This is a genomic window from Campylobacter concisus ATCC 51562, assembly GCF_000466745.1.
Lineage (GTDB): Bacteria > Campylobacterota > Campylobacteria > Campylobacterales > Campylobacteraceae > Campylobacter_A > Campylobacter_A concisus_B.
In genome coordinates this window covers 80,105-106,239 of the sequence record NZ_ANNI01000009.1, presented here as the reverse complement: position 1 = coordinate 106,239, position 26,135 = coordinate 80,105, and the positions used below count along the sequence as shown (strand labels likewise).

Below are 26,135 nucleotides of genomic sequence, written 5' to 3'. Positions count from 1 at the left end.
ATGCAAAAACAAGAAAAAATCGTTGATATGTTTAACCAGATCGCTCCGACTTATGACGTCGCAAACAGAGTGCTAAGTCTTGGCGTGGATGTGAGCTGGAGGAAATTCGCCTGCAGATATATGCTAGAAATTTTTAAAGAAAGAAGCATAAATATCGTCGACGTGGCTTGTGGTACTGGCGATATGATGGGGCTTTGGAGTGAAATCTCAAAAGAATTTGGCGTGCAGATAAAAAGCCTTACTGGCATCGATCCATCAAGTGGCATGCTAAAAGAGGCGAGGGCGAAATTTCCAAATTTTAAATTTATAGAGGCCTACGCTAATAATACAACGCTTGCAAGCGGTGAGGCTCAAATTTTAAGCATAAGCTATGGCATTAGAAATGTGGTTGAGCGAAAGGCTGCGCTTAGAGAGTTTAATAGAGTGCTTGCTCTAAATGGCTACGTAGTCGTACTTGAATTTACAAAACGCCAGAAAAAGGGGCTTATAACCTCGCTAAGAGATTTTTACCTAAGTAAAATTTTGCCAAAAATTGGTGGCTTTATCTCAAAAAATAAAGAGGCGTACGAGTATCTGCCAAGCTCGATAGAAAATTTCTTGGACGCAAAGAGCTTTTGCGACGAGCTAGCCACGGCTGGTTTTGAGATAGAGCTTTGCAAGGGCTTTAGCATGGATATCTCAACACTATTTATCGCTAAAAAGGTAAGAGAAATCAATGCTTAGTGTTTCTGAGCTAAACGAAAAAGCAAAGGCGCTGCTTGAAGCGACACTTGACTACGTCGAGGTAAGTGGCGAAATCTCGCGCCTTACTAAGCATGCTTCTGGGCACTGGTACTTCACGCTAAAGGATGAGAAGTCAAGCATCTCAGCTGTGATGTATCGCATGAACAACCAAAAGGTGAAATTCTTACCAAAAGATGGCTTGAAGGTCAAAATTTATGGCAAAGTGACCATTTATTCGCCAAGCGGGTCGTATCAGCTAGTGGCTAGTGCGATGCTGCCTGATGGCGAGGGTGAGCTTGAGCTTGCGTTTAGGCAGCTTAAAGAAAAGCTCGAAAATGAGGGCCTTTTTGACATTGCTGCAAAAAAAGAGATACCAAATTTACCTAAAAAAATAGCCCTTGTCACAAGCGCTACTTCAGCGGCACTTCAGGATATGTTAAAGGTCGTGACGAGTCGTTGGAAATTAAGCGAAATTTATATCTTTGATGCCTTAACTCAAGGTGAAAATGCCCCAAGCTCGCTCATAAAGGCTTTAAAAAGAGCTGATAGATACGGCGTTGATGTGATCGTTTTAGCTCGTGGAGGTGGTAGTAAAGAGGATCTTTGGTGCTTTAACGACGAGGACTTAGCACGTGAAATTTACGCTACAAAAACGCCAGTCATAAGTGCTATCGGACACGAGATCGACTATGTTATAAGCGACTTTGTGGCAGATCGTAGGTCGCTTACGCCAAGTGCAGCTATGCTAGATCTTTTGCCTGATGAAGAGGCGTTTTTTCAGTATCTTGATAGGCTCAGCGACGATCTTGATAGCGCTTTAAGCTTAAAGATCACCAAAAAGCAAAATCTGCTAAATTTACTACTTTCTAAATTTTCATCAAATGCCCTAAAAGCTAGGATCGAGCTAAAATTTAGCGAGGTAGCAAACAAGCAAAACGCTCTAGTAAATGCCGTGCAAAGAAAAATTTTAGTCCTTGGCTCGGCCCTTGGCTCGCTAGAGAAGGCTTATGAGATGAGAGAGCTCTTTTTTGAGAGCACGAAGGGGCTTATCGAGGTTAGAAAAGATGGCAAGAGAGTTGATCTTAGGGATTTAAAAATAGACGATGAGATAGAGCTTGTCTCGCAAAATACACATAAAAAAGCAATTATCAAGGAGTAAAAATGAGTAGAAAAATTAACTTTAGCGCAGGTCCAAGCGCGATACCACTAGATGTTTTAGAGCACGCAAAGGCCGAATTTACCGACTACAGAGGCGAGGGCTACTCGATCATGGAGATCAGCCACAGAAGCAAGACCTTTGAGGAGATCCACTTTGGCGCGATGGATAAGATAAGAAAGCTTTACGGCATCGGCGATGAGTATGAAATTTTATTTCTTCAAGGTGGTGCACACTTGCAATTTAGCATGATACCGATGAATTTATATCAAGGCGGCAGGGCCGAGTACGCAAATACTGGCGTTTGGACAAACAAAGCGATCAAAGAGGCAAATGTGCTTGGTGTAAATGTGGATGTCGTAGCAAGCAGTGAGGATGAAAATTTCTCTTACATCCCTGATGTAAAATTTAGTGACGATGCCGACTACGCCTACATCTGCTCAAACAATACGATTTATGGCACACAGTATAAGGCTATGCCAAAGACTAAATCGCCCCTTGTTGTCGATGCTTCGAGCGACTTTTTCGCTAGGCCGCTTGATTTTAGCAGTATCGGCTTGCTTTACGGTGGCGCTCAGAAAAATGCAGGCCCAAGTGGCGTGACTATCGTCATTTTAAGAAAAGACCTAGTTGATCGTGTGAGCAGCCAAAATATCCCTATGTTTTTGCGCTACAAAACGCACGTAGAGGCAAACTCGCTTTACAACACACCGCCAACTTTTGGAATTTATCTTTTAAATTTAACTATGCAGCACCTACTAGATCTTGGCGGACTTGCCGAGGTTGAGAAGATAAATGCCAAAAAAGCAAGCACGCTTTATGACATCATAGATAGCTCAAATGGCTTTTACGTAGGCCACGCTAAAAAATCAAGCAGATCAGATATGAACGTGAGCTTTACGATACCAAAGGATCATGCACTTGAGCCAGTTTTTGTCGAAGAAGCGCTAAAAGAGGGCATGCTAGGGCTAAAAGGTCACAGACATCTTGGCGGTATAAGAGCCTCTATCTACAATGCCGTTAGCCAAAGTGATGTTGAAAAACTTGGTGAGTTTATGAGAGAATTTGCAAGAAAACATAGCTGATGAATAAAACAAAGAAAGCTTACGATGAAATTCCTTATTTCTCGGCCGCATTTAGCGACTGCTCGCCAGTTAGGATAGAAGCGGTTGCTAAATTTCTGGGACTTAAGGCAGCTGGCTTAAAAGAGGCTAGAGTGCTTGAGCTTGGCTCATCATACGGTGGCAATATCTTGCCATTTGCCATTTCGCATAAAAACGCAAAAGTTGTTGGTATCGACATCTCAAGCCATCAAGTGGCTGAAGGTAACAAAGTAGCAAAGCAGGTAGGTTTAGAAAATTTTACTCTGCTTGAGCGAAATTTTTTACACATGAACGAAAGCGATATAAAAGAGCTTGGAAAATTTGACTATATTATCGCTCATGGCGTTTATAGCTGGGTGAGCCCAAATGTAAGAGATGCGTTGCTTGCAACGATTAAGGCACTACTTAGCAATGACGGCATCGCTTATGTTTCGTATAATACCTATCCTGGTTGGAAGAGTCTTGATATTTTAAGAGATTTTATGCTTTTTGTAAGCTCAGGCAACGATAGCAAAGAAGCACTTGCTCGCGTAAAAAGCGAGTTAAATTTCTTGCAGGATTATTTGAAATTTAGCCTGCAAAGCCAAAGTGATGTCGTATACAAAGATAGCATGAAGCTGCTTTTAACACAGCTAAATTTCTTACAAAGCATCATCGCAAAGGGCAATGATTATTATATATTGCATGACTTTTTAGAGGCTAGCAACGAGCCAATCTACTTTCATAAATTTGCTAAACATATCGACAAGCACGGACTTTGCTACGTAATAGATGCTTCGCTAAATGATATCTTCGCAAGCTCGACTGGGATTTACCGCTTTGACGCGCACATCGAGCAAAATTACAACTCTCGTATTAAAAAAGAGCAGCTAAACGACTTTTTGTTTAATAGATCATTTAGAAAAAGTCTCATCGCTCACAAAGAGAGGCTTGGCGGTGCTGAGGACTTTGAAGCGGTACTTGGAGAGAGCGAGCTTGATAAGATTTATTTTGCATATTTTAGCGAGCAGCCAAGAACAAAAACGCAAGAAATTTTAAGCAAAAGATATCCACAAAGCCTAAATTTAAGCGAAGTAAAAACGGCACTTGGTGAGAATGCAGATGAAGCTTTTGTGGGACTGCTTGAAATTTTAAATGATCAAAACACTAAAATTTCTTCTTCAAAACTCAAAGCACTTATCTATGAGCCTGGCAAAACTAGACTAAAGCTTAGAGCTGCTGCGTATCTTGAGTATTTTTTAAATGCTAGCTCACCAGTTATCTCTTTGGCAAATGAGCTAAATGGCAAGCTAAGCTTAAGCCATGAAGAGATCAAAATTGCTTTAAAATTTGATGGCAAAGCTAGTTTAAAAGATATCGCAAAGAGCGTAAATTTAAGCAAAGACGAGCTAGATAAGCTTGCTTTTAAATTAAGTGAAGCCTACTTTTTTGAAGAAATTTAAGACTAGCTAGCCTAGCCTTAAATTTTTGATTTAGCCAAATATCATATCCTTTAAGATTAGAGTTATCATCGCTATGTAAAAGAGTAAAAACCACTTTTTAAGTGCTTTTTTATCCATGGCTTGTGTCTTTTTGGTGCCAAAGTATGCGCCTATTAGCGAGCCAAGACCTAGAAAGGCACCTTCTAAATAAGAAATATGGCCGCTTAATGAAAGTGAGATAAAGCCAGAGAAGGCTGCAAACATCACAAAAAATACTCCCATTGAAACGGCTTTTTTTAGCTCATAGCGTAAAAAGCCAACCAAAATAGGAGCGATAAAGACGCCCCCGCCGATGCCAATACTAATGGCAAGAGCACCCACAAAAAGACCAACTAAAAATAGTAAAAAAAGTGAGTTATTTGCGTTTGAGCCGTCGCTATTTGGCATAAAATATAACTTTAAAAGGGATAAGATAAATGTTGCAAGCAAGAGTGACTCAAGTAAAATCGCTGGCGCATATGAAACAATAATGCCACTAAAACTAGCTCCAACTAAGCCTCCAAACCCTAAAACTACGCCACGATTTAGTTTTAAAAAACCAGCTTTGTAGTTTAGATACGAGCCAAAAGTCGCACTAAATATCATTTGCATGACGCTTATGCCAATAGCGGTTTTTATGTCATATCCAAAGGCGACCATTATAGGAACAACGACTGTGCCGCCACCGATACCAAAAAAGCCAGCGATGTATCCAACGCCGATACCGATTATAAAAAGTTCAACAAAAAGCATAAATTTCCTTTTATGAGTGCCAAATTTTAGCCAAGCGGTGTTAAAAAAATAGTAAAAAGGTGAAATTTGGGCATAAATTTATAAATTCGATAAAAATTTTAAAAACTAAAAGCGAACTTTTTTTATAATCATCAAAAATTTAAAGGAAAAAAATGCTCTTAGAACAACCACTGTTTTATTATGAAGTGATTAGAGAAAAATTTAAAAATAGCTACCTAGCCGAGGATAAGACACAAACGATTATAGGCATTGATTGCGAATACATCGATGAAAAGGACATGGATTTTTATGGGCTTAGAAGTTATTTTGATACAAATCGTAATAAATCATTAGCTCCATTTGCAGGTCTCTTTGGTGTTTTTGCTTATGATGGCGTGAGATATTTTGAATATATCGGAGAAGAGAAAGCTAAAAAGTATGAATTTCCAAAATTTATCTATGCCGATGCTAAGGCCTATCTGCACTTTGATAAGATGAGTAAAATTTATACATTTTATGGAGATAAGAATAAATATTATGACTTTTTGCTTGATGCAAAAGTTGAATGCAAAAGCAAAGAGCAGAGTAAATTTAGTATAAAAACTGATCTTGGTAAAGAAAAGAAACACTTTGAGGATATGGTTGAATTAGCAAAAGAGTATATAAGAAGTGGCGATGTCTTTCAGGTGGTGCTTGGTGAATTGCTTGAAATTTCAACGAATATGAGTAGTCTAGACTTTTATAAAAAGCTCTCACTTACAAATCCAAGTCCATATATGTTTCATTTTCCTACACCTTATGGCGATGTGGTTGGCTCTTCGCCAGAGCTTGTTTTTGAGATGAAAAGTGAGCAAATTTTTGTAGCTCCGATCGCAGGCACAAGACCTAGAGGAAGCGATGCAAATGCAGATGCGGCACTTGAAAATGAGCTTTTAAGTGACGAAAAGGAGCTGGCTGAACATAAAATGCTAATCGATCTTGCTAGAAATGACATTGGCAGGGTTTCAGAGCCAAAAAGTGTATCCGTAAAAAATGCGATGCATATCCAAAAATATGAAAAAGTAATTCATATTGTAAGTGATGTCTATGGCAAGTGCGCCAAAGGTTTTGATCTTTTTGATGTCTTAGCTAGCATATTTCCGGCTGGCACGCTAAGCGGAGCCCCAAAAATAAGAGCTATGCAGATAATCAATGAGCTTGAAATTTCTGAGCGAAATATCTATGGCGGCGGCATTGGATTTTTACATTTTAATGGCGATGCTCAGGTTGCTATTCTTATTCGCTCGGCCATCTTTGTGTCAGGTGAAAATGGATTTAGTGATGTATTTGTAGGGGCTGGAGCTGGTATAGTTTATGACTCAAAGAGCGAAAGAGAATACGCTGAAATTTGCCATAAGCGAGCAAGCGTGCTAAATGTATTTAAAAATAACGCAAAAGAGTTTTAAGCGTTAAACTTAATAAATTCATAAGAGCTTTTAGCGTAGCTAGTGCCCATAGAATCGATTTGTTCCCTTACGGTAGCTGAAAGCTCTGCTTTTGTGATATTTTTAGCTAACACTTTTACAAAAGAAAATTCACTTCTTTCTTGTGCGCCAAATATCAGCACTCTTGTATCAGCCTTTTGGCTTTGTCTTATCTTATCAACAACTCTTGTTAGCTCTTCGTAGTTGAAGTCTTTTACATTTTCATCTATAAGAACGATGCCGTAAGTTTTGGTTTTTATCTTTGTTAATAGCTCATCAAAGCTATTTGTGGTTTCAAGTGTGTTGTAAAATTCTCCTAAAGCTGAGCTAAATATTTTATTTTCCATTGGCGATTTCTTAAATAAAATAATATTTTCGCTTTTTGCTAGATAGCTTTCGTCTATTGCGATCTCGCCAAAATTTGGTAAAAATTTTCTAAAAATTTGAGCCAGTTCGTCGCTATTTATTGGCGTTTTTATATAGGCATTGAAGTATTCTTTGACACTGTCTCCATCTATATTTGAAGTATTTGAAAGCATTAGTATAATTGGAATTTTTGCATTTTGTATGGCTGTTTTTATAAGATCAAGATTTTTTTGAATGCTATTTTTTTCAGCTTCAAAAAATTTCGAGCCAACAAATATAAGGTCAAAATCGCCCTGCTTTATGGCTTGTTTTAGATCTTTTTTATTGCAAACTCCAACAACTTCGCAGTTAAATTTACTAAAACCACTTGCTGTTATATCTATGTAAATTTCATTAGTATCGCAGATTAAAATTTTTGGTTTATCGTTTAAATTTTTATTCATAATATCAGCTTCGCCTAAGCAAAGTAGCCTTGTGATGCTTAATGGAGTTAGCGGATCTTTTAAAATGAGCGGATTTTTAATATCTTGACCTTGCTTATTGGTGTTTCTTAAAAATATAGCATCATAATTTTTTGTAATAGATGGACTCGTGCTTGTTAGCATATCCACTTTGAGCCCAAGGTCTTTTGTAGTTTGTTTAAAAGCTTCGTTGTAAGCGACATTTGCGTCTTGTAAGAATGCTAATTTATGATTGCATTTTATATCAAAGTCTTTATAGTTTGATGTTGTCTTAAAGATGACTACAAATTTAAACTCATTGCCAATACTTGGAAACGAGTTAATCTCCAGCTTACTTTCTAAATTTTTTAAATAAATTTGAGCGATTTTTAGATAAAACTCGCTCTCATCATTATTTAAACTATTCTCATCATCTGAAAATATATCTGAAATTTGCTTTTCGCTCATGGCAGCTGAGCTATTTTTTATGCTAAAGCTTACAGAACAAAGTCCGCTTCTATCAAACTCTTTTTGAACTTTTTTGATAGCGATGATAATGTTTTGATGTCTTAAAGACATTGATAAAGACGCCAAAAAGATAGAGTTGAATGCGGTTTTTAATGAATTTAGATTTCCTTCTAGTTCATTTGTAAGGCTTGGATCAAGATAGCTTATAAAATTTATCTTTTTGCTTTGCGAATAGACGATATTTGCTTGCAAAATTTCTTCAAAGCTTTTTTGAGGATCAAATATCTCGGTTTTATTGCATTCGCTATATTTTTTAACATTTGAGATATTTTTAGCATTGTTATAAAGCGAAGTCATGATATTTGCATTTTTTTCTATCGTGTCTATAAATACTTGCTTTTTGCTATTATTCGTTTCTATTTTTAAAGCCGCAGTCGATGTAAAAATTTCCTTATTGATAGACTCTAGCTTCTTGCTCACGGATAAAATATATCTATCTTTTATCTGAAAAAAGCTGCTATCTTTTACATAGGTTTCTTTTAGATCTTCATAAGTTTTTATGAGCTTTGATATAGCATTATCCGCACTTGTCTCTTTTGATGATAGGATATAACTCGATATGTATTTTGATTTATCGATAAGCACCTTTAAAAATTTCAACCTAGCAGAAATACCAAGCAAAGACAAAATGAGCAAGCCACAAAGCAAAAACTCAAAAAAGGTCTTTATGCCAAAGCTTATTTTTTCACTCTTGGTAAGTTCTATTAGCTCATTTTTTATGTTTATGGCACTATCTAATAAAAGTATAAATTTATCATCTTCATACTGTTTGATTAAGATAATATCTTCGATATTTAGCTTTTCAGAAAATGCGATCTTGGCTTTATCTTCTCTTATCTTTTTAGCTTGATAGTTGGCTTCAAACTGGTTAAAGTCTTTGTAAATATTCTCTTTTAACTTACTTTTTGGAAGCATATCAAGATTTGGCGTGCTGTCTTTTACGGAATATATATTTTCCCTCACATTACTGTTTATTGAAAATAAAGGGCCATTTATAAAGATGTTTTTTACGTAGTATTTAGTGTTGTTTGCTAAAGAGAGTTGATTGTAAATTTTACTTAAAGTTGTGGCATAAGCTTTTATTATAAGCGGAAAGTCTCGGTCTAAGTCTTGTTTAAAATCGCTATCTATTTCTCCATTTATATTTTGGAAAAATTCGTAAAATAGTTCATCAAATTTATCATTTTGGTTTAGATTTGCTAGCAATTCTTTTAATTTATTTATATTTCGTATCTCAGTGCGATCGTCTTTTCTTATAGAATTTATAAATTTTTGTGTATTTTTTAAGGTGTTATCCCGCAACCTTTTTATATCTTCTTGGCTTTTGCCTATTAGCGTATCGTGCTCTTGTATTACGGATTTTATAGTTTGAAATACTAAGGACTGCTTATATAATTTTTCATTTAAATCTTTTAGATCTGTGAATTTTTTATAGCTTTCATTTCCGCTATATGCGCAAAAGATCGCTGAAATTATTATTGGCGCTAACAATATATAAAATTTATTATTTTTCATGGATACTCTTTTTGCTATATTTTTTGACAATATTTTCTATCTCAATTAGTCTTTTGGTAAAAAGAGACATCTCTTTCATTTTTCCATTTTGATTGTTATCTAAAAAAGCGTTAAGCTCATTTGCAAGGTTATTAAGCTTTAAATTTAATGCAGCTTCCCTTATCTCATCTACGTATTTTTTGAGCATTATCTCATCTTTTGCGATTATGGCTGATTGGATTTGGATAAGAATTTCTCTTGCGTTGCGTAAAAATATATTTAAATAGGATGCAAAATCTTTTTTATTTAAATTTAGTATTTTAAGCGATGTTTCAAACCAGGAATCATCGATAAGTGATTGTGTCTGTGTATCAAAAAGATACCATGCGTTTAGTTTAAAAACAGGCAGTCTTAATGTAGGTTTTACTTTTACTGCTGCTATTAGGTTTTGGTTGTTTATTATGTCTTGCCTCTCTAAAAGCACGATAAAAAATTTCTCACCATTTTTTAAAATGGCATTTTGCAATCTTGCTTCTAGTAAGATCGCACCACCATCTTTTCTTTTTAAATTTACTCTAGCGCTATTATCTTTCGTATTTTGTAAAAATTCCAAGAAGCTGTAGTTTGTACTTTCTTGGCTTGTTATGACTAGCTCACTTATATCTTTGTATTGCAACAAAAAGTCATCCAAACTATCAAAACCTAATAGCTCAAGTGAATCTTGCGTTATCGCAGATATTTTTAAATTTTCATCATATATTATCACTTCAAATTTCCTTCTTTGAGCACTGCAAGCTTTTCTGCTACGCTTTTGTTTGTTATTTTTGCCACTTCATCTAAATTCGCTTCGCTGATTTTATCAAAACTTCCGTAAAAGCTGATTAATTTCGCGATACTTCCTTCAGATACGCCAGCTTGCTTTAGAATTGATCTTTGCATATCGTTTTTCTGCCTTGTTTTTCTGTGAAAGCTGATGACAAATCTATGGCTCTCATCACGCATTTTTTGGAAAAACTGAAGCTTTTTATCGCTCGTACTTAGGCTAAAGCTACCATTTTTTGTGTAAATTTTATCCTTTGCCTCGCCTTTTGCGCGGTGAGCTTTGGCATCGATCTTCTCTTTTGAAATGGCTATCACATCGACATTTGCGCCACTGCTTGCTAAAATTTCACAGGCTAAGTTTAAAAGCATTTCACCACCATCAATGACCCAAAGATCAGGTGGGCTAAGCTTGTCAAATCTAAGCGCTCTGGCTGTCAAACTCTCTTTCATCTGATCGTAGTCGTTTTTGGAGTTTAAGTGCATGTGGCGGTAGTTTTGCTTTGCCCACTCGCCATGCTCGTAGCGCACCATCGCTCCGACACTTGCCTCGCCAAAAAGGTGTGAGTTGTCGTAAGCCTCGACCACGTAAGGCGTGTGAGCTAGGTCAAAGTACTCTTTTATCTCGTTTAATAGCACGTTATCGTGCGTTTTTAGATATTTTTCGATGCTAACTTCAGCGTTTTTTGTAGCGATCTCACAAATTTTACGCTTATCGCCTATTTTTGGGCATGTGATGCTAAATTTACGCCCAAATCTCTCGTTTAAAATTTCCTCCACCAGCTCGCTATCTTCAAAGCTCTCATGCACATAAATTTTGGTGCTAATTATCGGCTGACCAGCGATAAAGCTTTTTAAAATGGCTTGCTTATAAGCCTCGTTTATCTCATCTTTTTGAGCGTTTTTGGCCTGCGTGATGTCAGTTTTTACGCCAGTTATCTTGCCACTTTGCACGCTAAATCTCACCGCACAGATCATATCGTGCACGCAAGCGACCGAGTAGGCTTCAAAGTCCTCAAGTTTAGCAAGATCAACTTCAACCTTTGTTTGCATATTTTTAAGTGTTTGTATCTTATCTCTAGTCGCAGCTGCTTGCTCGTAGTCTTCAGCTTTGGCGTAGTTTAGCATGAGCTCTTCAAGGCGAGCGATGAGCAAATTTGGATTTTGTAAGGCTGCGATAGCTTCGTTTACGATCTTAGCGTAGTTCTCTTTTGAAATTTTGCCTTCACACGGGGCGTAGCAGCGTTTTAGCTGATAAAAAAGGCAAGCTTTTTTGCCTTTGATGCAGGACTTTTTCTGAACGAGATTGTAATTTAGATAAAGCGCCTCAAGTAGCTCTCCTGCTCCACTAAAATATGGCCCAAAGTAGCGTATATTTGAGCCTTTTACTACCTTTCTAGTGATCTCAAATCTTGGAAAATCATCATTTAAATTTATAAAGATATAAGGGTAGGTCTTGTCGTCACGAAGCAAGATGTTGTACTTTGGTTTTAGCTGCTTGATGAAAGAATTTTCAAGTATGAGTGCATCTGCCTCGCTTGGAGTGACGATGTATTCAAGATGCACAGCTTCGCTTATCATCTTTGAAATTCTTGGGCTTAGTTTTTCAGCCGGAGCTAGACTTGGGGTAAATTTAAAGTAGCTTTTGACCCTGTTTTTTAAAATTTTGGCCTTGCCAACGTATAAAAGTCTATTTTGCGCGTCAAAATACTGATATACTCCAGGCTCGTTTGGAAGCGTTCTTATCTCGTCTATTAGCATCTTGCCTGCTCATTTTTCTTGAGCAAAATTTCTCTTAGCTCTTCAAATTTTTGGTGTATTTGTTCGTCTTTTGCTAAATTTTTAAACTCGCCTTTACTAGCTGGCGCATAAAAGATGGTACTTTGCTCTTTTTGATTAAAAAATTTTAAAAATTTGCTCACGACAAATCTTATATTTTCTTCTTTTTTGTTTTTTGTATAGTTGATTTCGTTAATGGGCTTTGGAGTAAGAATGCTGTTAAAAACGCTATTTTTATTAAAATTGCAAAAGGTTTTTAATAACCTTTTTATATCATTTATACTACTATCACGCCTAAGCTCTAAAAGCCCAGTGGGATGAGTAAGAACAAAGGTCAAAACACCTTCTCTAACGTAGCAAAAAGCTATGTAAAATCGTTTTGCTTTCCCCATAAGCTCTAAAAGCTGTTGGCACTCATTTGCCATGCTTAATTTTTCTTTATACAAAGGATTTTCGTGAATAGTATTTATCAAAAATTTAGCGTTTTTCATGGGCTTATCTTATCATCTTTTATTTTAATTTTTACTCTTTTTGCATTTAGCGGTTGTGGCTATAAAGATGATCCATTTTATGGAAATGCTCCCGTAAAAGAGAAGAAAACTGATAAGATAAACAAAATCTAGTAAAATTTTTCGTATTTAAATAAAAATGTAATGTAAGCTTAATAATTTTAACTAACCTAATTTTTAGGCTCATTTAAGTAATATACCAAGATTTTTTATTCTACAAGGAGAGTATAATGAGGTTTTTTGGACTTCTAGGCTTGTTTTTCGCGATGGCTTTTGGTGCTGATGGAGAAACCGCAGCTATTGACTTAACTACTACGTGGGCAGGAATTTTATCACTTATAATTTTTGTTGTTGGATATTTTTTCATAGCAGCAGAAGAAAATTTCCATATCGACAAAGCAAAACCTGCTATCTTTATCGGTACGTTTATGTTCCTGCTTATCGGCGTTTATATGCTTATAAATGGCATGGATGTGCATTCGCTTGAACATGAGGTAAATCACCTGATTTTAGAGATCGCTCAGATCGTATTTTTCTTGATGGTGGCGATGACATTTATCGAAGCACTTATCGAAAGAGATGTATTTAATGCACTTAAATATAATCTCGTATCAAAAGGTTATACTTATAGAAAACTATTTTGGCTAACTGGTATTTTGGCATTTTTCATAAGCCCAGTAGCTGATAACCTAACAACTGCGCTTATTCTTTCAACCGTTCTTTTAACGATAGATAGAAATAATACAAATTTCTTAGTTGCTGGCGCGATAAATATCGTCGTTGCAGCAAATGCAGGTGGAGCATGGAGCCCATTTGGCGATATCACTACGCTTATGGCTTGGGCTGCTGGAAAAGCACCATTTGTCGACTTTTTCGCACTTTTCCCAGCATCTATCACTGGCTGGTTTGTAACGGCATTTTTACTTTCTCGCGTGGTGCCAAGTACTGCACCGCATTTTGATGTAGCAAACGAGCCAAAAGTGGTTATGAAAAAAGGTGGCAAAGCGGTTATCTTTATAGGCGCATTTACTATCTTTTGTGCAGTTATGATGCATCAGCTTTTCCACTTGCCAGCGATGTGGGGCATGATGTTTGGTTTCTCGCTGCTTAGTCTTTATACTTACTATTTCAAAAAAGCTCACAAAAATGAAGAACCAATGCATGTATTTCACTATATGTCAAAGATTGAAAACAACACACTATTTTTCTTCTTTGGAATTTTAGCTGCAGTTGGCGCCCTTCATTTTGCTGGATTTTTAAATTACGCTGTATCACTTTATGATAAATTTGGCTCAACTGCTGTAAATATCGGCGTTGGATTCCTTTCAGCGATCGTTGATAATGTTCCAGTTATGTCAGCTGTTTTAAAAGCAAATCCAGCAATGGGAGCTGATGCAGGCGAGGCAATGAGTCAGTGGCTATTAGTGACACTAACTGCTGGTATCGGTGGTTCGATGATCAGCTTTGGCTCAGCAGCTGGTGTTGGAGTAATGGGTAAATTAAAAGGAATTTATACCTTTGGCGCACATATGAAATACGCTTGGATGGTGGTTCTAGGATATATCGTATCGATCATTGTTTGGTATGTGCAGTTTGAAATTTTTCATATCTATTTTTAAAAGGTTATAAATGAACAATACGATTATAGTTTTGGATTTTGGTTCGCAATACACTCAGCTAATAGCTAGAAGGCTAAGAGAAGAGGGTGTCTACACTGAAATTTTGCCATTTAATGCAAAGCTTAGTGAGATAAAGGCGAAAGAGCCAAAAGGTATCATTTTAAGTGGCGGTCCAGCTAGTGTTTATGCTAAAGATGCTTATTTTTGCGATAACGGCGTCTTTGAGTTAAACATCCCTATACTTGGCGTTTGCTACGGCATGCAACTACTTGCTCACACACATGGGGCTGAGGTTTTAGCAGCTGATCAAAAAGAGTATGGCAAGGCAGAGCTTAACGTTATTAAAGAGCATGAGCTATTTAAAGATACACCTTCAAAACAAATCGTATGGATGAGTCATAGTGACTATGTAAAGGACTTGCCAGAAGGCTTTGAAGTGATCGCTGTTAGTGAAAATTCGCCTTATTGTGCTTTTGGCGATGATAAACGTAAATTTTATGCGATCCAGTTTCACGCGGAGGTACAACACAGCGAATATGGCACGCAAATTTTAAAGAATTTTGCTAAATATATCTGCGGCTGCGAGAGCACGTGGAACATGGGAAGCTTTGCTAAAAATAAGATAGAAGAGATAAGAAAAACAGTAGGTACTCACAAGGTACTTTGTGCAGTTAGCGGTGGCGTGGATAGCTCTGTAACCGCGGCACTTTTAGCAGCTGCTGTGCCTGAAAATTTGATCCTTGTCTTTGTTGATAACGGACTTCTTAGAACAAACGAAAAAGAGCAAGTTGAAGCTACATTTAGAACAAAACTTGGCGTTGAGCTAGTTAGCATAGATGCGAGCGAGATCTTCCTTGGGCGCTTAGCTGGCGTCGTCGATCCTGAGAAAAAACGCAAGATCATAGGCGAGACATTTATAGAAATTTTTGAAAAAGAGGCTAAGAAGCACGGCGATGTGAAATTTTTAGCTCAAGGCACCCTTTATACTGATATCATCGAAAGCTCAGTAGTTGGCTCAAGTAAGACGATAAAGAGCCACCACAACGTTGGTGGTTTGCCTGATTGGATGACATTTGAGCTAATAGAGCCACTAAGAGAAATTTTTAAAGATGAGGTTAGAAAGCTTGGTCTTGAGCTTGGGCTAAGCCGTGATTTAGTATTCCGTCATCCTTTCCCAGGACCAGGCCTTGCTATCCGCATAATGGGTGAAGTAAATAAACCAAGCCTAGAACTACTTCGCAAAGCTGATGTGATCTTACGCGATGAGCTAAAGAGTACTGGCTGGTATAACAAAACTTGGCAGGCGTTCTGCGTACTTTTAAATGTAAATTCTGTTGGCGTTATGGGTGATAACCGCACTTATGAAAACGCTGTTTGCGTGCGCGTGGTCGATGCGAGCGATGGCATGACTGCTAGCTTTTCAAGACTCCCTTATGATTTACTTGAAAATGTAAGCCGCCGCATTATAAACGAGGTAAATGGCATAAACCGCGTAGTTTACGATATCTCGAGCAAGCCACCTGCAACGATAGAGTGGGAATAGTGCATATTAAGCAATCTATAGTTTTGTAGGTTGCTTCTTGCTGGTTTAGTGGGAGTTATGGTTATGAAAAAAAATAGTAAAATTTTATCCATAATAGCCTATTACTTGTCTGAATATGACTCACGAGCAATTAATGACTTGGGGTTTAAGAATACGGCTCAGGCTTTTGAAGAAATTTCTTTACTTTTTGGTAGAAATAAAAATTATATAAAATTAAGAAGAGATGAATTTGATGCTTTGCCTGATAGTTCAAGTCACCGTAGGGGTTGGAAAAATAGACCACCTGCCAAAGAAGTTATTAGTATTGCAGGGTATTTAAAGGGATTTTCATATACTGAATTAACTCAACTTGCAAAATCTTTTTTAAAATATGAAATCAATTTAGAAACAGTCGTTGTAGAACAATGCGATGTTTTATGCGATTCTGAAACTGATGTAGAAAATATTATAAATTTTAAAGATAATGCTTCTGTAATTAAGCTAAAAGAAGGACTGACGGCTGTAAGGTTTTATAATAGGAATATAATAACCAGTCTAAAGCTTTTATATAAAGGTAAATGCCAGATTTGCAATAAGGTACCATCTGATTTAACTGATATTTCCGAAGCTCATCATATAGAATATTTTTCTATAACACAAAATAATGATGCAAATAATATAATAATTCTATGCCCAAATCATCACAGATTAATACACAGATTGAATCCAAAATTTGATTATGAAACTTTAAGTTTTTTATTTCCAAATGGAGCAGTAGAGAGTGTTGCAATAGATTTTCACTTGGGTCATTTGAAGTGAGGATTTAATTTTGCCAAAAATAGATAACCCTTATCAACAAATCGTCCAAAAATTTTTACTACAATGACGTGTAAATTTACGAAAGGAAGAAAAATGAGTAAAATTTACAATCTAAACGCCGATACGAAAGTCGTCGCGAAAAGTGTTGTTAGTAAGAGAATTTTTGATTGCGAGAATGCTCATGTCGATGTATTTGCTTTTGATACGGGCGAGGAGCTAGATCATGAGATGCTGTTTTGTGATAGCCTTGCATGGGTTGTAGAGGGCGGCGCTAGCCTATACTACGGCGAAAAGCAGATGCATATAGGCAATGAGCAAGCTTGCCTGATAGAGAAAAAAGTGTGGCGCAAGCTAGTTTTTAACGAACCAACGAAATATATTTCAATTGATTTTAAGGAGGATTTAGTGATAGATCATTTACCTAAGGCAGCTATTTTTAGCTTAGTTGATGCAGTGGAATACGAAAAAGGCAAAATCGTGAGCAAAACGCTCGTAAAGAACGAAAACGGCTCAATGTCATTACTTAGTTTTGACACAGACCAAGAGCTCTCAACTCACGCAGCTCCAGGCGATGCACTACTTATCGCACTTGATGGTGAGATGAAGCTAACTATTGGTGATGAACATTTTGATATCAAAAAAGGCGATACTATCGTGCTTCCAGGTAAAATACCACACGGATTAAAGATAAAAGATAAATTCAAAATGCTGTTAATTGTGACCAAAGACAAAATGTAATACCAAGCCCTATATTTAGGGCTTTTTCTCTATAATAACAATAGTAAATTTATACTTAATAAAGCAAAAAGTAAAACCATAATATAATCGCTCCAAAAAAAGAAAAACTATGAAAAAAGAAAATTCCAAACTATTTTTATTGCTATTTTTAGGCGCTCTCTCTGCCTTTGGACCATTTGTTACAGACCTTTATTTGCCAGCACTTCCGGCTATTACTGAGTGGTTTAAAACAAGCGTCACAGCTACACAATTAACGATCACGACATCGATGGCAGGCTTAGCCATAGGTCAGCTCATAGTTGGCCCAATAAGTGATAAATTTGGCCGAAAATTGCCCCTTACCATCTCGCTCATCGTCTATACGATAAGCACTATTTTTATATTTTTCTCGCAAAATATCCAGTTTTTTATCTTTATGCGCATCATCCAAGGACTAGCAAGTGCCGGCAGTTTGGTTATTTCAAGGGCTGTTGTTAGTGATCTTTATAAGGGTCATGAGATGACTAAATTTTTTAGCCTTATGATGGTCGTAAATGGTCTAGCCCCGATACTCTCGCCAATAGGCGGCAGCTTGCTACTTAAATTTACCGACTGGCGTGGTATCTTTATGGCACTTACTATCATTGGTATCTTGCTTTTTATCGCAAATTTTTATTTCAAAGAGAGCTTGAGTCAGTCAAATCGCTTAAAAATGCCTTTGCTAGTGACTTATAGTGTTTTTGGCAAAATTTTAAGAAAGAAAAAATTTATGCTTTTCGTAAGCATTCAGACATTTTCGATGGCTGCGATGTTTGCTTATATAGCGTCATCTTCGTTTATTTTTCAAGAATTTTATTCTCTAAGTCCAGTAAGCTACAGCTTTTGTTTTGCTTCAAATGGTTTAGGGCTTGTTGTAGGAGCAAGACTTGCCAGTCTTTTAAATGAGAGAAAAGCGCTTAAAACCGGGCTTTTTGGCACCTTGTTTGCTAGCATTTTTATTGCTTTCATGCTTTGTTTTAAATTTGAAGTGATCGGCGTCATTATCGCATTTTTCTTATTACTTCTTTTTACAGGATTTGTCTTGCCAACTGCTTCATCGCTAGCTATGAACGAAGGCAGAGAATACGCAGGCTCAGCCTCAGCGATACTTGGATTTTGCCCATTTTTCTTAGGTGGCGTCGTCTCTCCGCTAGTTGGGCTTGGTGATATATTTTATTCGACTTCTATTGTTATTTTAGCCTGCACATTACTTGCTCTGATGTCTTTTTTAAGGTTAAAAAGAGTTGCGTAAAATTTATCTTATTTCAAACACAAAAACGACTGATGAGAGTGTTATAAATTTAAGCGTTAGCAAGATCGAGTTTTTAAAATTTGAACTAAATTTAAGTGACTATGGCGTACTGGTAGCCACTTCTAAAAATGCTTTTAATGCATTAAAATTTAATGGCATTTTGCCTATAAATTTACTAGTTTTTGCCATCGCAAATAGTTGTGCGGCAGCCGCAAGAGAGTTTGGATTTAGCGAAATTTATACCGGAAAGAACGCTCACGGAGATGACTTCGCAAGGGAAATTTTGCCACTTTTAAAAGGTAAAAATGTTCTTTATCTAAAGGGTAAAGATAGTGCTTCAAATTTCTTAGAAATTTTGCAAAATGGCGGAGTAAATATAAAGGCAATTGTCGCTTATGAAAATGTCTTAAATCCTTGTAAAATGGAGCTAAAACCACCAAAAAACAGTATCTTGATCTTTGCTTCTCCACTAAATGTCAAAAATTTTCTTAGTAATTTTGGCTGGGATGAGAGCTATCAAGCGATAAGCATTGGAAAGGTCACTGCAAGAGAGCTAAAATTTACCGAGCCAATAGTGAGCCAAAGTCAAGATATAAACGCCTGTATCGCGCTTGCCAAAACATTACTTTAAGCAAAAAATTTATATAATTTTATTGCCTGAGTGAAGCGAGTCAGCATTTTACGGGGTCCAACACTTTTTTGTTAGCGAAAAGGTATGGGTGCCTTGTGATGTGGCTTCGTTTGAGTCTGAAAAGGCGAGAAGTTGCAACCGTTTGGTATCCATCTATTTGCAAGATTGGCTTTGTTTATGGGCCACTCTTCTATGCGACGCCCACTCGGGTTTTTTAAATTTACGGAGATAATATGAACATTCTCATAATAGGAAGTGGCGGCCGCGAATACGCCATTGCTCTAAAACTAAAAAGCGAAAAAAATATAAATTTATACTTTGCGCCCGGAAATGGTGCGACCTCACGCCTTGGTGAGAATTTAAACATAAAAGACTTTCATGAGCTAGCAAATTTTGCCAAAAAAAATAGTATCGAGCTAACTATCGTGGGACCTGAAGCGCCTCTTAGCGAAGGCGTGGTGGATATCTTTAAAAAAGAGGGCTTGCTTATATTTGGACCAAGCAAAGCAGCTGCTAGACTTGAAGCCAGCAAGGCCTATATGAAGGACTTTTTAGCTAGAAATAATATAAAAACTGCAAGATATTTAAATACAGATGATAAAGAAAAAGCATTTAAATTTATTGATACCTTAAGCGCTCCGATGGTCGTAAAGGCCGATGGTCTTTGTGCTGGAAAAGGCGTAATAATCGCAAACTCTAAAGATGAGGCCAAAGAGGCAGTTAGTGACATGTTAAGCGGAGCCAGCTTTGGCGAGGCTGGTAAATTTGTGGTGGTTGAAGAGTTTTTAGATGGCTTTGAGCTGAGCTTTTTTGCTATTTGTGACGGCGAAAATTTTGTAAGCTTGCCAGTGGCACAAGACCACAAACGCTTGCTTGATAATGACGAAGGTCCAAATACTGGCGGTATGGGCGCTTATGCTCCAAGTCCACTTGCTTCAAAAGAGCTGATAAAAATGGTCGAAGAAGAGATTGTAAAGCCAACTTTAAAAGGGATGAAAAACGAGGGCAGTCCGTTTTGTGGAGTACTTTTTGTGGGACTGATGATCGTGAAAAATGAGCCTTATGTACTTGAGTTTAACGTGAGATTTGGCGATCCTGAGTGCGAGGTATTGATGCCATTAATTGACGGAAATTTAAGCGAAATTTTACTAAATGCTGCAAAGGGCGAGCTAAAGCCTATTAGCTTAAAAGATGAATTTGCAGTTGGCGTTGTGATGTCTAGTAAGGACTATCCGTATAAAAGCAGTCCAAAAGCTAAAATTTCAGTTTTAAATGATGTAAAAGATGCTCACATCGCTTATGCTGGTGTTAGTGAGCAAGATGGAGAAATTTATGCAGATGGTGGCAGGGTATTAGTCTGTGTGGCCACTGCCAAGAGCATAAAAGAGGCACGTGATAGAGCTTATGAGCTTTGCGAAAATGTAAAATTTGACGGAGCGCACTATAGAAAAGATATTGCCTGGCAGGCATTAAAATGAGTATGCAGTTAGTTGAAAAACTTGAAAAAGAAGAAATTTCGCTAGCGCCATTTTCAAAAAGAGTGCTAGCCTACTCAATTGATGAATGTATCGTTTCTTTTTTGTTTTTGATCATTTACTGGGATACCTTTTTGTCGGTTATGAGCTATGATGAAGCCAGAAATTTGACTTTAAATTTCTTTTGGCAAATAGTCGCACTAAAGATTATTTATCATACATTTTTTGTTTGGTATTATGGCGCGAGTCTTGGGCAAATGCTAACAAAGACGATGTGCATTAATGTAGAAATTTTAGATAGACCAAATTTTATTTCAAGCTTAGTAAGAGCGATTTTTAGGTTGGTTAGTGAAGCTTGTTTTTATCTTGGTTTTGCATGGGCATTTGCAAATCCAGCTAGGCAAACTTGGCAAGACAAAATAGCAAGAACAGTGGTGGTAAATGCGTAAAATTTTATTTTTAATTCCAATTTTTGTTTTAAGCTTAAGTGCAGATATGCAAGATGTGCAGCTTTTAGCCGATGATGTAAAGCAAGATAAAGGCATCGTAACGGCCAATAAAAATGTTGTTGTATATTCACAAGATTATCTTGTGACAGCTGATTGTGCAGTTTATGATCAAAATAATTCGGTTATCGAGCTATTTGGTAACGTCAACATGATGAAGGGCAAGAGTGAAGTCTCTCGCTCAAACTATGCAAAGCTAAATTTAAAAAATAATGATACTGCTTTTGAATCGCTTTTTATGATGAATAAAGACATGGAAGTATGGATGAGAAGCGATGAGAGCAACTCTGATAGTGAGTACTATAGAGTAAAAAAAGCGATGGTTTCAAGCTGTAATGTCCAAGATCCTGACTGGAGTATCACTTCAAGCTCAGCTATGCTAAATAAACAAAGCAAATTTTTACACCTTTTTAACCCAGTCTTTCGTATAGCTAATGTGCCAGTTTTTTATTTGCCATATTTTGGTTTTTCAACAGATACCACAAGAAGAACAGGTCTTTTGCCGCCTGAGCTTGGATACGGAAAATCTGAAGGTTTTTATTACAAGCAGCCGATTTATTTTGCACCTTATAATGAATGGGACTTCGAGCTTGATCCGCAGATAAGAACAAACAGAGGTGCTGGAATTTATGGTGCGTTTAGATTTACTGAGTCGCCTGATTCAAGTGGCGAAATCAGCTTTGGTATGTTTGACGATAAAAAAAGCTATCAAGATAGACAAAGAAGTAAGATTTCAAATAAGGCTGAACTAAAAAATAAAACACATAAAGGCATTGGACTAAAATACGAAAGAGATAAGCTTATAAGATACCTTAGTGAAGCGGATTTACAAGAGGGAATTTGGATAGACGCAACGAAGCTAAATGATATAGATTATTTAAATTTAAAGGGCAGGGATGATGATTATGATTCGCTTGTAACTTCTAAATTTAACTACTTCATCGCAAATGACGATCATTATTTTGGTGCTTATGCAAAATACTACATAGACACTGAAAAGATTGGCTCAAAAAATGAGAACAAAGACACGCTTCAAGAGCTTCCATCGCTTCAGTATCATAAATTTACAGATGATATTGTCTTGCCAAATATCTTATATTCACTCGATCTTCAGTCACATAGATATGATAGAAAGATAGGCGTTAGAGCGACTCAGTATGAATTTACACTTCCAGCTTCAGTGCATGTGCCACTGCTTGATGATAGCTTAACATTTTCATTTTATGAGTATCTATACGCTTCAAGAATAAATTACGAGAATAAGATAAATTCATTTGATGATAAAAGAGAAGATAAACATACAAATTTTGTAAATAATTACCACAAATTTACCCTTCACACTGACCTTGCAAAAGTGTATGAAAGCTTTTATCACACTCTAAATTTCGGGGCCGAATACCTGCTGCCAGGCTATAGAAAAGGAAATTTAGATGATGAGTTTATCTATGATAAAAATCTAAATGAGTATGAAAATTTCTTGACTCAAGAGCAGAGTAAGGAAGAAATTTCTGGTTATCTGACTCAGTATTTCTTTAACTCTAATGGTAGAAAGATTATAAAACATAGTATTTCTCAAGGATATTACACAAAAGAAGATGAATATTCGAATTTAAAAAATGCTATCTATCTATATCCATTTGAAAATTTAAGCCTTTATAATAAGCTTGAATATTCACACAAGAGCAAAGAGCTTAAAAAGGTACAAAGTGGATTTTCATACACAAATGATCTATTCTGGCTAAATATGCTTCACACCATGAAGAAAAATGATAGCAAAATAAAAAATAGTGCGACAAAAGATAGCTATTTTACAAGTGGTCTTGGAGTAAAATTACCTCATCAATACAGCCTTATTGGCGGCTGGCAATATGATATTGAGCGAAGCTACACAAAAAGCTGGAGAGTTGGCGTACTTCATCAAAGAAAATGCTGGAATTACGGGATAATTTATCAACAAGATGTCGAGCCAACAACAACAATAAATGGCTCAGCATCAACTAGAAAAAATGGTATTTATTTCACGATAAATTTCTATCCAATGGGCGGTTTGCACTATGACTTTTCGCAAAGCAGCACAAAATCGAGTGCCAACTAAATGATAACGGCTAAATTTAAGGATCAATTAGAAGCAGCTAGCAAGCTAATTGAAATTTTGCCAAAAAAAGAGCTCGTAGATAAAAAGACGATAGTTGTTTGTATGTCGCTTGAGTCAGTTATACTCACAGATGCGGTTTGTAGAAGTTTAAATTTAAGCTACGAGATGCTCTTTAGCGAGCCAATACCTGCGCCAAATAATAGCGAATGCGACGTTGCAATAGTTAGCGAGACAGAAGATATAGTATTAAATGATAAACTTATAAAAGCTTTTAATATAAGCTATGACTATATTTACGGCGAAGCACATAGAAAATATGAAGAGAAAATTTTAAAAAACGTTTATAAATACCGAAAAGGAAATTTGATAGGAGAGCTAAAAGATAAAAATATTTTACTAATCGATGAGGGGTGCGAGACTGGTATGACGGCACTCATTTGCATAAAGACGTTGCTTGATGTGAAGGTAAAATCCATCTCATACGCAACGCCAGTGATTGCTACTGATGTCTTTACAAATTTAAATGATATGGTTGATGAAATTTACACGATAAACAAGATCGTTGATTTTATCGATGTGGATTCGTATTACGAGAAAAAGATCGAAGCTACGAGTGAGCGTATCATGTCAATATTAGAAGAGAGCCCTTATTATTTGCCGTTACAAAAACAACAAGGAGATAAAAATAATGCAATATAGTATAGAAGTCAATAATCAGGTTGAAATTTTTGACCTTAATAAAGTAGCAAAACAAGCTAGCGGAGCGGTACTTTTAAGGGTAAAAAATACCGTAGTTTTAGCAACTGTTGCAAGAGAAGACACGCAAGTTGAGGAGGATTTTTTACCTCTAACGGTGCAGTATATAGAAAAAGCCTACGCCGCTGGTAAAATTCCTGGCGGTTACGTTAAGCGCGAGACAAAGCCAGGCGACTTTGAAACGCTAACAGCTCGCATCATCGATAGATCTCTTAGACCGCTCTTTCCAAAAGGTTACGCATATCCAACTCAAATAGTTGTAATGGTGCTTTCAGCTGATCCTGAGGTTGATTTGCAAGTTGTAAGTCTAAATGCGGCTTCAGTTGCGTTGTATCTTAGCGACATCCCAGTAAATCGCCCAGTTTGTGGCGTGAGAGTTGGCTATATAGATGAAAAATTTGTGATCAACCCAAGCAACTCTGAACTAAAACAAAGTGCGATCGATCTTTATGTAGCTGGAACAAAAGATGAGCTTTTGATGATTGAGATGAGAAGCTTACCTCAGCAAACTACGCAGCTCATCCCTATGGTTGCGATTGAGCCGATGATAGATCCGAGCTTAAGTGATAGCATGGCTCAAAAACAGCTGATGAATGAATTTAGCGAAGATATGATGGTTGAGGCGATTGATTTTGCTGGTAAGGCGATACTAAGAGCTAGCAGTGCTTACGAAGAAGCTTTCAAAGAGCATAAGAAAGAGGACGCTGCGCTTGAGCTAAAACCTGAGATAGAAAATGAAAATATCGCTATTTATATCGATAAATTTTATAAAGCTGAAGTCAAAAATGCTATCAACCAAATGGCAAAAAGCGAGCGCGCGAGCGAACTTAGCAAGATCGCAAAACAAATTTCAAGTGATGAGGTCGCTCAAAAAGAGGGCTGGGATGAGGCTGTCATCACAAATGTCCTTGGCAAATATAAAAAGAAAATCGTTAGAGAGCAGATCATAAACGAGGGCGTAAGGGCCGATGGACGTGGTCTTGAAGAGGTTAGGCCTATTAGTATCGAAACAAATGTGCTTCCAAATGCACATGGCTCATGTCTCTTTACAAGAGGACAGACACAAGCCCTAGTTGTCACTACTCTTGGCACTGACAGCGACGCTCAAATGTATGACATCCTCACTGAAAAAGTACCTTTTGTAGAGAAATTTATGTTTAACTACAACTTCCCAGGCTTTAGCGTAGGTGAGGCAAGCCCACTAAAAGCTCCTGGTAGACGTGAGCTTGGACATGGAAATTTAGCCAAACGTGCCCTTGCACCAAGTATCGATCTAGCTTCACCATACACAATAAGAGTTGTTTCAGAAATTTTAGAGAGCAACGGCTCAAGCTCGATGGCTAGCGTTTGTGGTGGCTCGCTTGCACTTAGAGCAGCTGGCGTAAATACTTTAAAACTTGTCGCAGGTGTCGCTATGGGATTAATATTTGAAGGCGATAAGCATGCAGTGCTAACAGATATCATGGGACTTGAAGATCACGATGGCGATATGGACTTTAAAGTAGCAGGCACAAGTGATGGCATCACAGCGCTTCAGATGGATATTAAGCTTGGTGGCATTAGCTTAGAAGTGCTAAAAGAGGCACTTTATCAAGCAAAACGTGGTAGAGAGCATATCTTATCTTTGATGACAGAAGCGGATAAAAATATAGAAATAAATGAAGATGTGCTTCCAAAACTTGAACTATTTAGTGTTGATCCAAGCAAGATCGTAGATATCATCGGGCAAGCTGGCAAGACTATAAAAGAGATCATTGAGAAATTTGAAGTTTCAATCGATCTTGATAGAGAAAAAGGTGAAGTTAAAATCGCAGGTGGTGCAAAGAAAAATGTCGATGCTGCAAAAGACTACATCATCTCTATCACTTCAAAAGATAATGGACGCTCATTTGGCAAAAAGCCGTTTAAACACGACAAAGAGCGTTCAAAACCAAATTTTAATATCGGTGATGAGTTTTTGGGAACGGTAAAGAGCGTAGTTGATTTTGGTGTGTTTATCGAGCTAAAAGATGGCATTGATGGCTTGCTTCATATCTCAAAGATAAAAACTCCATTAAATGTAGGTGATCAGGTCAAAGTGTGTGTGAGCGAGCAAAAAGGAAATAAAATTTCGCTCTCTTTAGTTGAATAAA

Annotated in this window: 22 protein-coding genes; 17 read left to right on the top strand and 5 right to left on the bottom strand. The window is 37.0% G+C overall.

All coding sequences use genetic code 11. The annotated features are described in order from the left end of the window. From ubiE to ATCC51562_RS07560, 4 genes are read left to right on the top strand one after another with little or no spacing between them, the layout of a single operon-like run. Nucleotides 1–723, top strand: a complete 723-nt coding sequence (ubiE, locus tag ATCC51562_RS07575) for a bifunctional demethylmenaquinone methyltransferase/2-methoxy-6-polyprenyl-1,4-benzoquinol methylase UbiE (protein WP_021091612.1) — start codon at nt 1–3, stop codon at nt 721–723. Further along, the gene (gene xseA, locus ATCC51562_RS07570) at nt 716–1,882 is read left to right on the top strand and encodes an exodeoxyribonuclease VII large subunit (protein WP_021091782.1); all 1,167 of its coding nucleotides are present in this window, start codon (nt 716–718) and stop codon (nt 1,880–1,882) included. Before ubiE ends, xseA begins: the two co-directional genes overlap by 8 nt. 2 nt (nt 1,883–1,884) lie before the next feature. Continuing rightward, nucleotides 1,885–2,964 carry a phosphoserine transaminase gene (serC, locus tag ATCC51562_RS07565; protein WP_021091646.1) on the top strand — a complete coding sequence of 360 codons (1,080 nt, stop codon included), beginning with the start codon at nt 1,885–1,887 and terminating at the stop codon, nt 2,962–2,964. Continuing rightward, the gene (locus ATCC51562_RS07560; RefSeq protein WP_021091604.1) at nt 2,964–4,424 is read left to right on the top strand and encodes a class I SAM-dependent methyltransferase; all 1,461 of its coding nucleotides are present in this window, start codon (nt 2,964–2,966) and stop codon (nt 4,422–4,424) included. Before serC ends, ATCC51562_RS07560 begins: the two co-directional genes overlap by 1 nt. 30 nt (nt 4,425–4,454) lie before the next feature. Here the strand turns inward: ATCC51562_RS07560 and ATCC51562_RS07555 are convergent, their stop codons facing one another. Continuing rightward, the gene (locus tag ATCC51562_RS07555; RefSeq protein ID WP_021091544.1) at nt 4,455–5,195 is read right to left on the bottom strand and encodes a sulfite exporter TauE/SafE family protein; all 741 of its coding nucleotides are present in this window, start codon (nt 5,193–5,195) and stop codon (nt 4,455–4,457) included. Between the two features lie 152 nt (nt 5,196–5,347). Between ATCC51562_RS07555 and ATCC51562_RS07550 the strand changes: the two genes are divergently transcribed. Continuing rightward, entirely contained in the window at nt 5,348–6,619 is a 1,272-nt protein-coding gene (locus ATCC51562_RS07550; protein WP_021091848.1) for an anthranilate synthase component I family protein, read from the top strand. On the opposite strand, the gene ATCC51562_RS07545 is transcribed toward ATCC51562_RS07550, so the two are convergent. Genes ATCC51562_RS07545 through ATCC51562_RS07530 form a run of 4 tightly spaced genes read right to left on the bottom strand, consistent with a single transcriptional unit; the run spans nt 6,616 to nt 12,488 of the window. Continuing rightward, nucleotides 6,616–9,486, bottom strand: coding sequence for a response regulator (locus ATCC51562_RS07545; RefSeq protein ID WP_021091846.1), 2,871 nt, complete (start codon nt 9,484–9,486; stop codon nt 6,616–6,618). The two genes, ATCC51562_RS07550 and ATCC51562_RS07545, sit on opposite strands and share 4 nt — an antisense overlap. Continuing rightward, complete coding sequence (locus ATCC51562_RS07540; RefSeq protein WP_021091708.1) at nt 9,476–10,231, bottom strand: hypothetical protein; 756 nt, start codon at nt 10,229–10,231, stop codon at nt 9,476–9,478. Before ATCC51562_RS07540 ends, ATCC51562_RS07545 begins: the two co-directional genes overlap by 11 nt. After that, nucleotides 10,228–12,045, bottom strand: a complete 1,818-nt coding sequence (gene uvrC, locus ATCC51562_RS07535; protein WP_021091827.1) for an excinuclease ABC subunit UvrC — start codon at nt 12,043–12,045, stop codon at nt 10,228–10,230. Before uvrC ends, ATCC51562_RS07540 begins: the two co-directional genes overlap by 4 nt. Continuing rightward, entirely contained in the window at nt 12,039–12,488 is a 450-nt protein-coding gene (locus tag ATCC51562_RS07530; RefSeq protein WP_021091740.1) for a hypothetical protein, read from the bottom strand. The genes uvrC and ATCC51562_RS07530 overlap by 7 nt, the downstream gene beginning before the upstream one ends. 30 nt (nt 12,489–12,518) lie before the next feature. Here ATCC51562_RS07530 and ATCC51562_RS09750 point away from each other — a divergent pair, with 30 nt between their 5' ends. From ATCC51562_RS09750 to ATCC51562_RS07475, 12 genes are all read left to right on the top strand, one after another. Next, complete coding sequence (locus ATCC51562_RS09750; RefSeq protein ID WP_021091736.1) at nt 12,519–12,686, top strand: hypothetical protein; 168 nt, start codon at nt 12,519–12,521, stop codon at nt 12,684–12,686. A 116-nt stretch (nt 12,687–12,802) separates the two neighbouring features. Continuing rightward, on the top strand, nt 12,803–14,191 hold the full coding sequence (nhaD, locus tag ATCC51562_RS07525) for a sodium:proton antiporter NhaD (protein WP_021091705.1): 1,389 nt from the start codon (nt 12,803–12,805) through the stop codon (nt 14,189–14,191). Nucleotides 14,192–14,201: 10 nt separating this feature from the next. Next, nucleotides 14,202–15,734: a glutamine-hydrolyzing GMP synthase gene (gene guaA, locus ATCC51562_RS07520; protein ID WP_021091834.1), complete on the top strand. Its 1,533-nt coding sequence runs from the start codon at nt 14,202–14,204 to the stop codon at nt 15,732–15,734. Nucleotides 15,735–15,797: 63 nt separating this feature from the next. Then, nucleotides 15,798–16,532, top strand: a complete 735-nt coding sequence (locus ATCC51562_RS09465) for an HNH endonuclease signature motif containing protein (protein WP_021091749.1) — start codon at nt 15,798–15,800, stop codon at nt 16,530–16,532. A 93-nt stretch (nt 16,533–16,625) separates the two neighbouring features. Next, a complete protein-coding gene (locus ATCC51562_RS07510) occupies nt 16,626–17,270 on the top strand; it encodes a cupin domain-containing protein (RefSeq protein ID WP_021091675.1) in 645 nt (214 codons plus the stop codon). Nucleotides 17,271–17,379: 109 nt separating this feature from the next. After that, entirely contained in the window at nt 17,380–18,540 is a 1,161-nt protein-coding gene (locus tag ATCC51562_RS07505) for a multidrug effflux MFS transporter (protein ID WP_021091671.1), read from the top strand. Further along, complete coding sequence (locus ATCC51562_RS07500; protein ID WP_021091569.1) at nt 18,533–19,171, top strand: uroporphyrinogen-III synthase; 639 nt, start codon at nt 18,533–18,535, stop codon at nt 19,169–19,171. The genes ATCC51562_RS07505 and ATCC51562_RS07500 overlap by 8 nt, the downstream gene beginning before the upstream one ends. A gap of 233 nt (nt 19,172–19,404) precedes the next feature. Then, nucleotides 19,405–20,649 (top strand): phosphoribosylamine--glycine ligase, encoded by a 1,245-nt coding sequence (purD, locus tag ATCC51562_RS07495; protein WP_021091576.1) that lies wholly within the window; start codon nt 19,405–19,407, stop codon nt 20,647–20,649. Next, nucleotides 20,646–21,095 (top strand): RDD family protein, encoded by a 450-nt coding sequence (locus ATCC51562_RS07490; protein WP_021091862.1) that lies wholly within the window; start codon nt 20,646–20,648, stop codon nt 21,093–21,095. Before purD ends, ATCC51562_RS07490 begins: the two co-directional genes overlap by 4 nt. Next, a complete protein-coding gene (locus ATCC51562_RS07485; protein ID WP_021091706.1) occupies nt 21,088–23,247 on the top strand; it encodes an LPS-assembly protein LptD in 2,160 nt (719 codons plus the stop codon). Before ATCC51562_RS07490 ends, ATCC51562_RS07485 begins: the two co-directional genes overlap by 8 nt. Beyond that, entirely contained in the window at nt 23,248–23,946 is a 699-nt protein-coding gene (locus tag ATCC51562_RS07480) for a hypothetical protein (protein WP_021091548.1), read from the top strand. Further along, the gene (locus ATCC51562_RS07475) at nt 23,936–26,134 is read left to right on the top strand and encodes a polyribonucleotide nucleotidyltransferase (RefSeq protein WP_021091746.1); all 2,199 of its coding nucleotides are present in this window, start codon (nt 23,936–23,938) and stop codon (nt 26,132–26,134) included. Before ATCC51562_RS07480 ends, ATCC51562_RS07475 begins: the two co-directional genes overlap by 11 nt. The last annotated feature ends 1 nt before the right edge of the window (nt 26,135 follow it).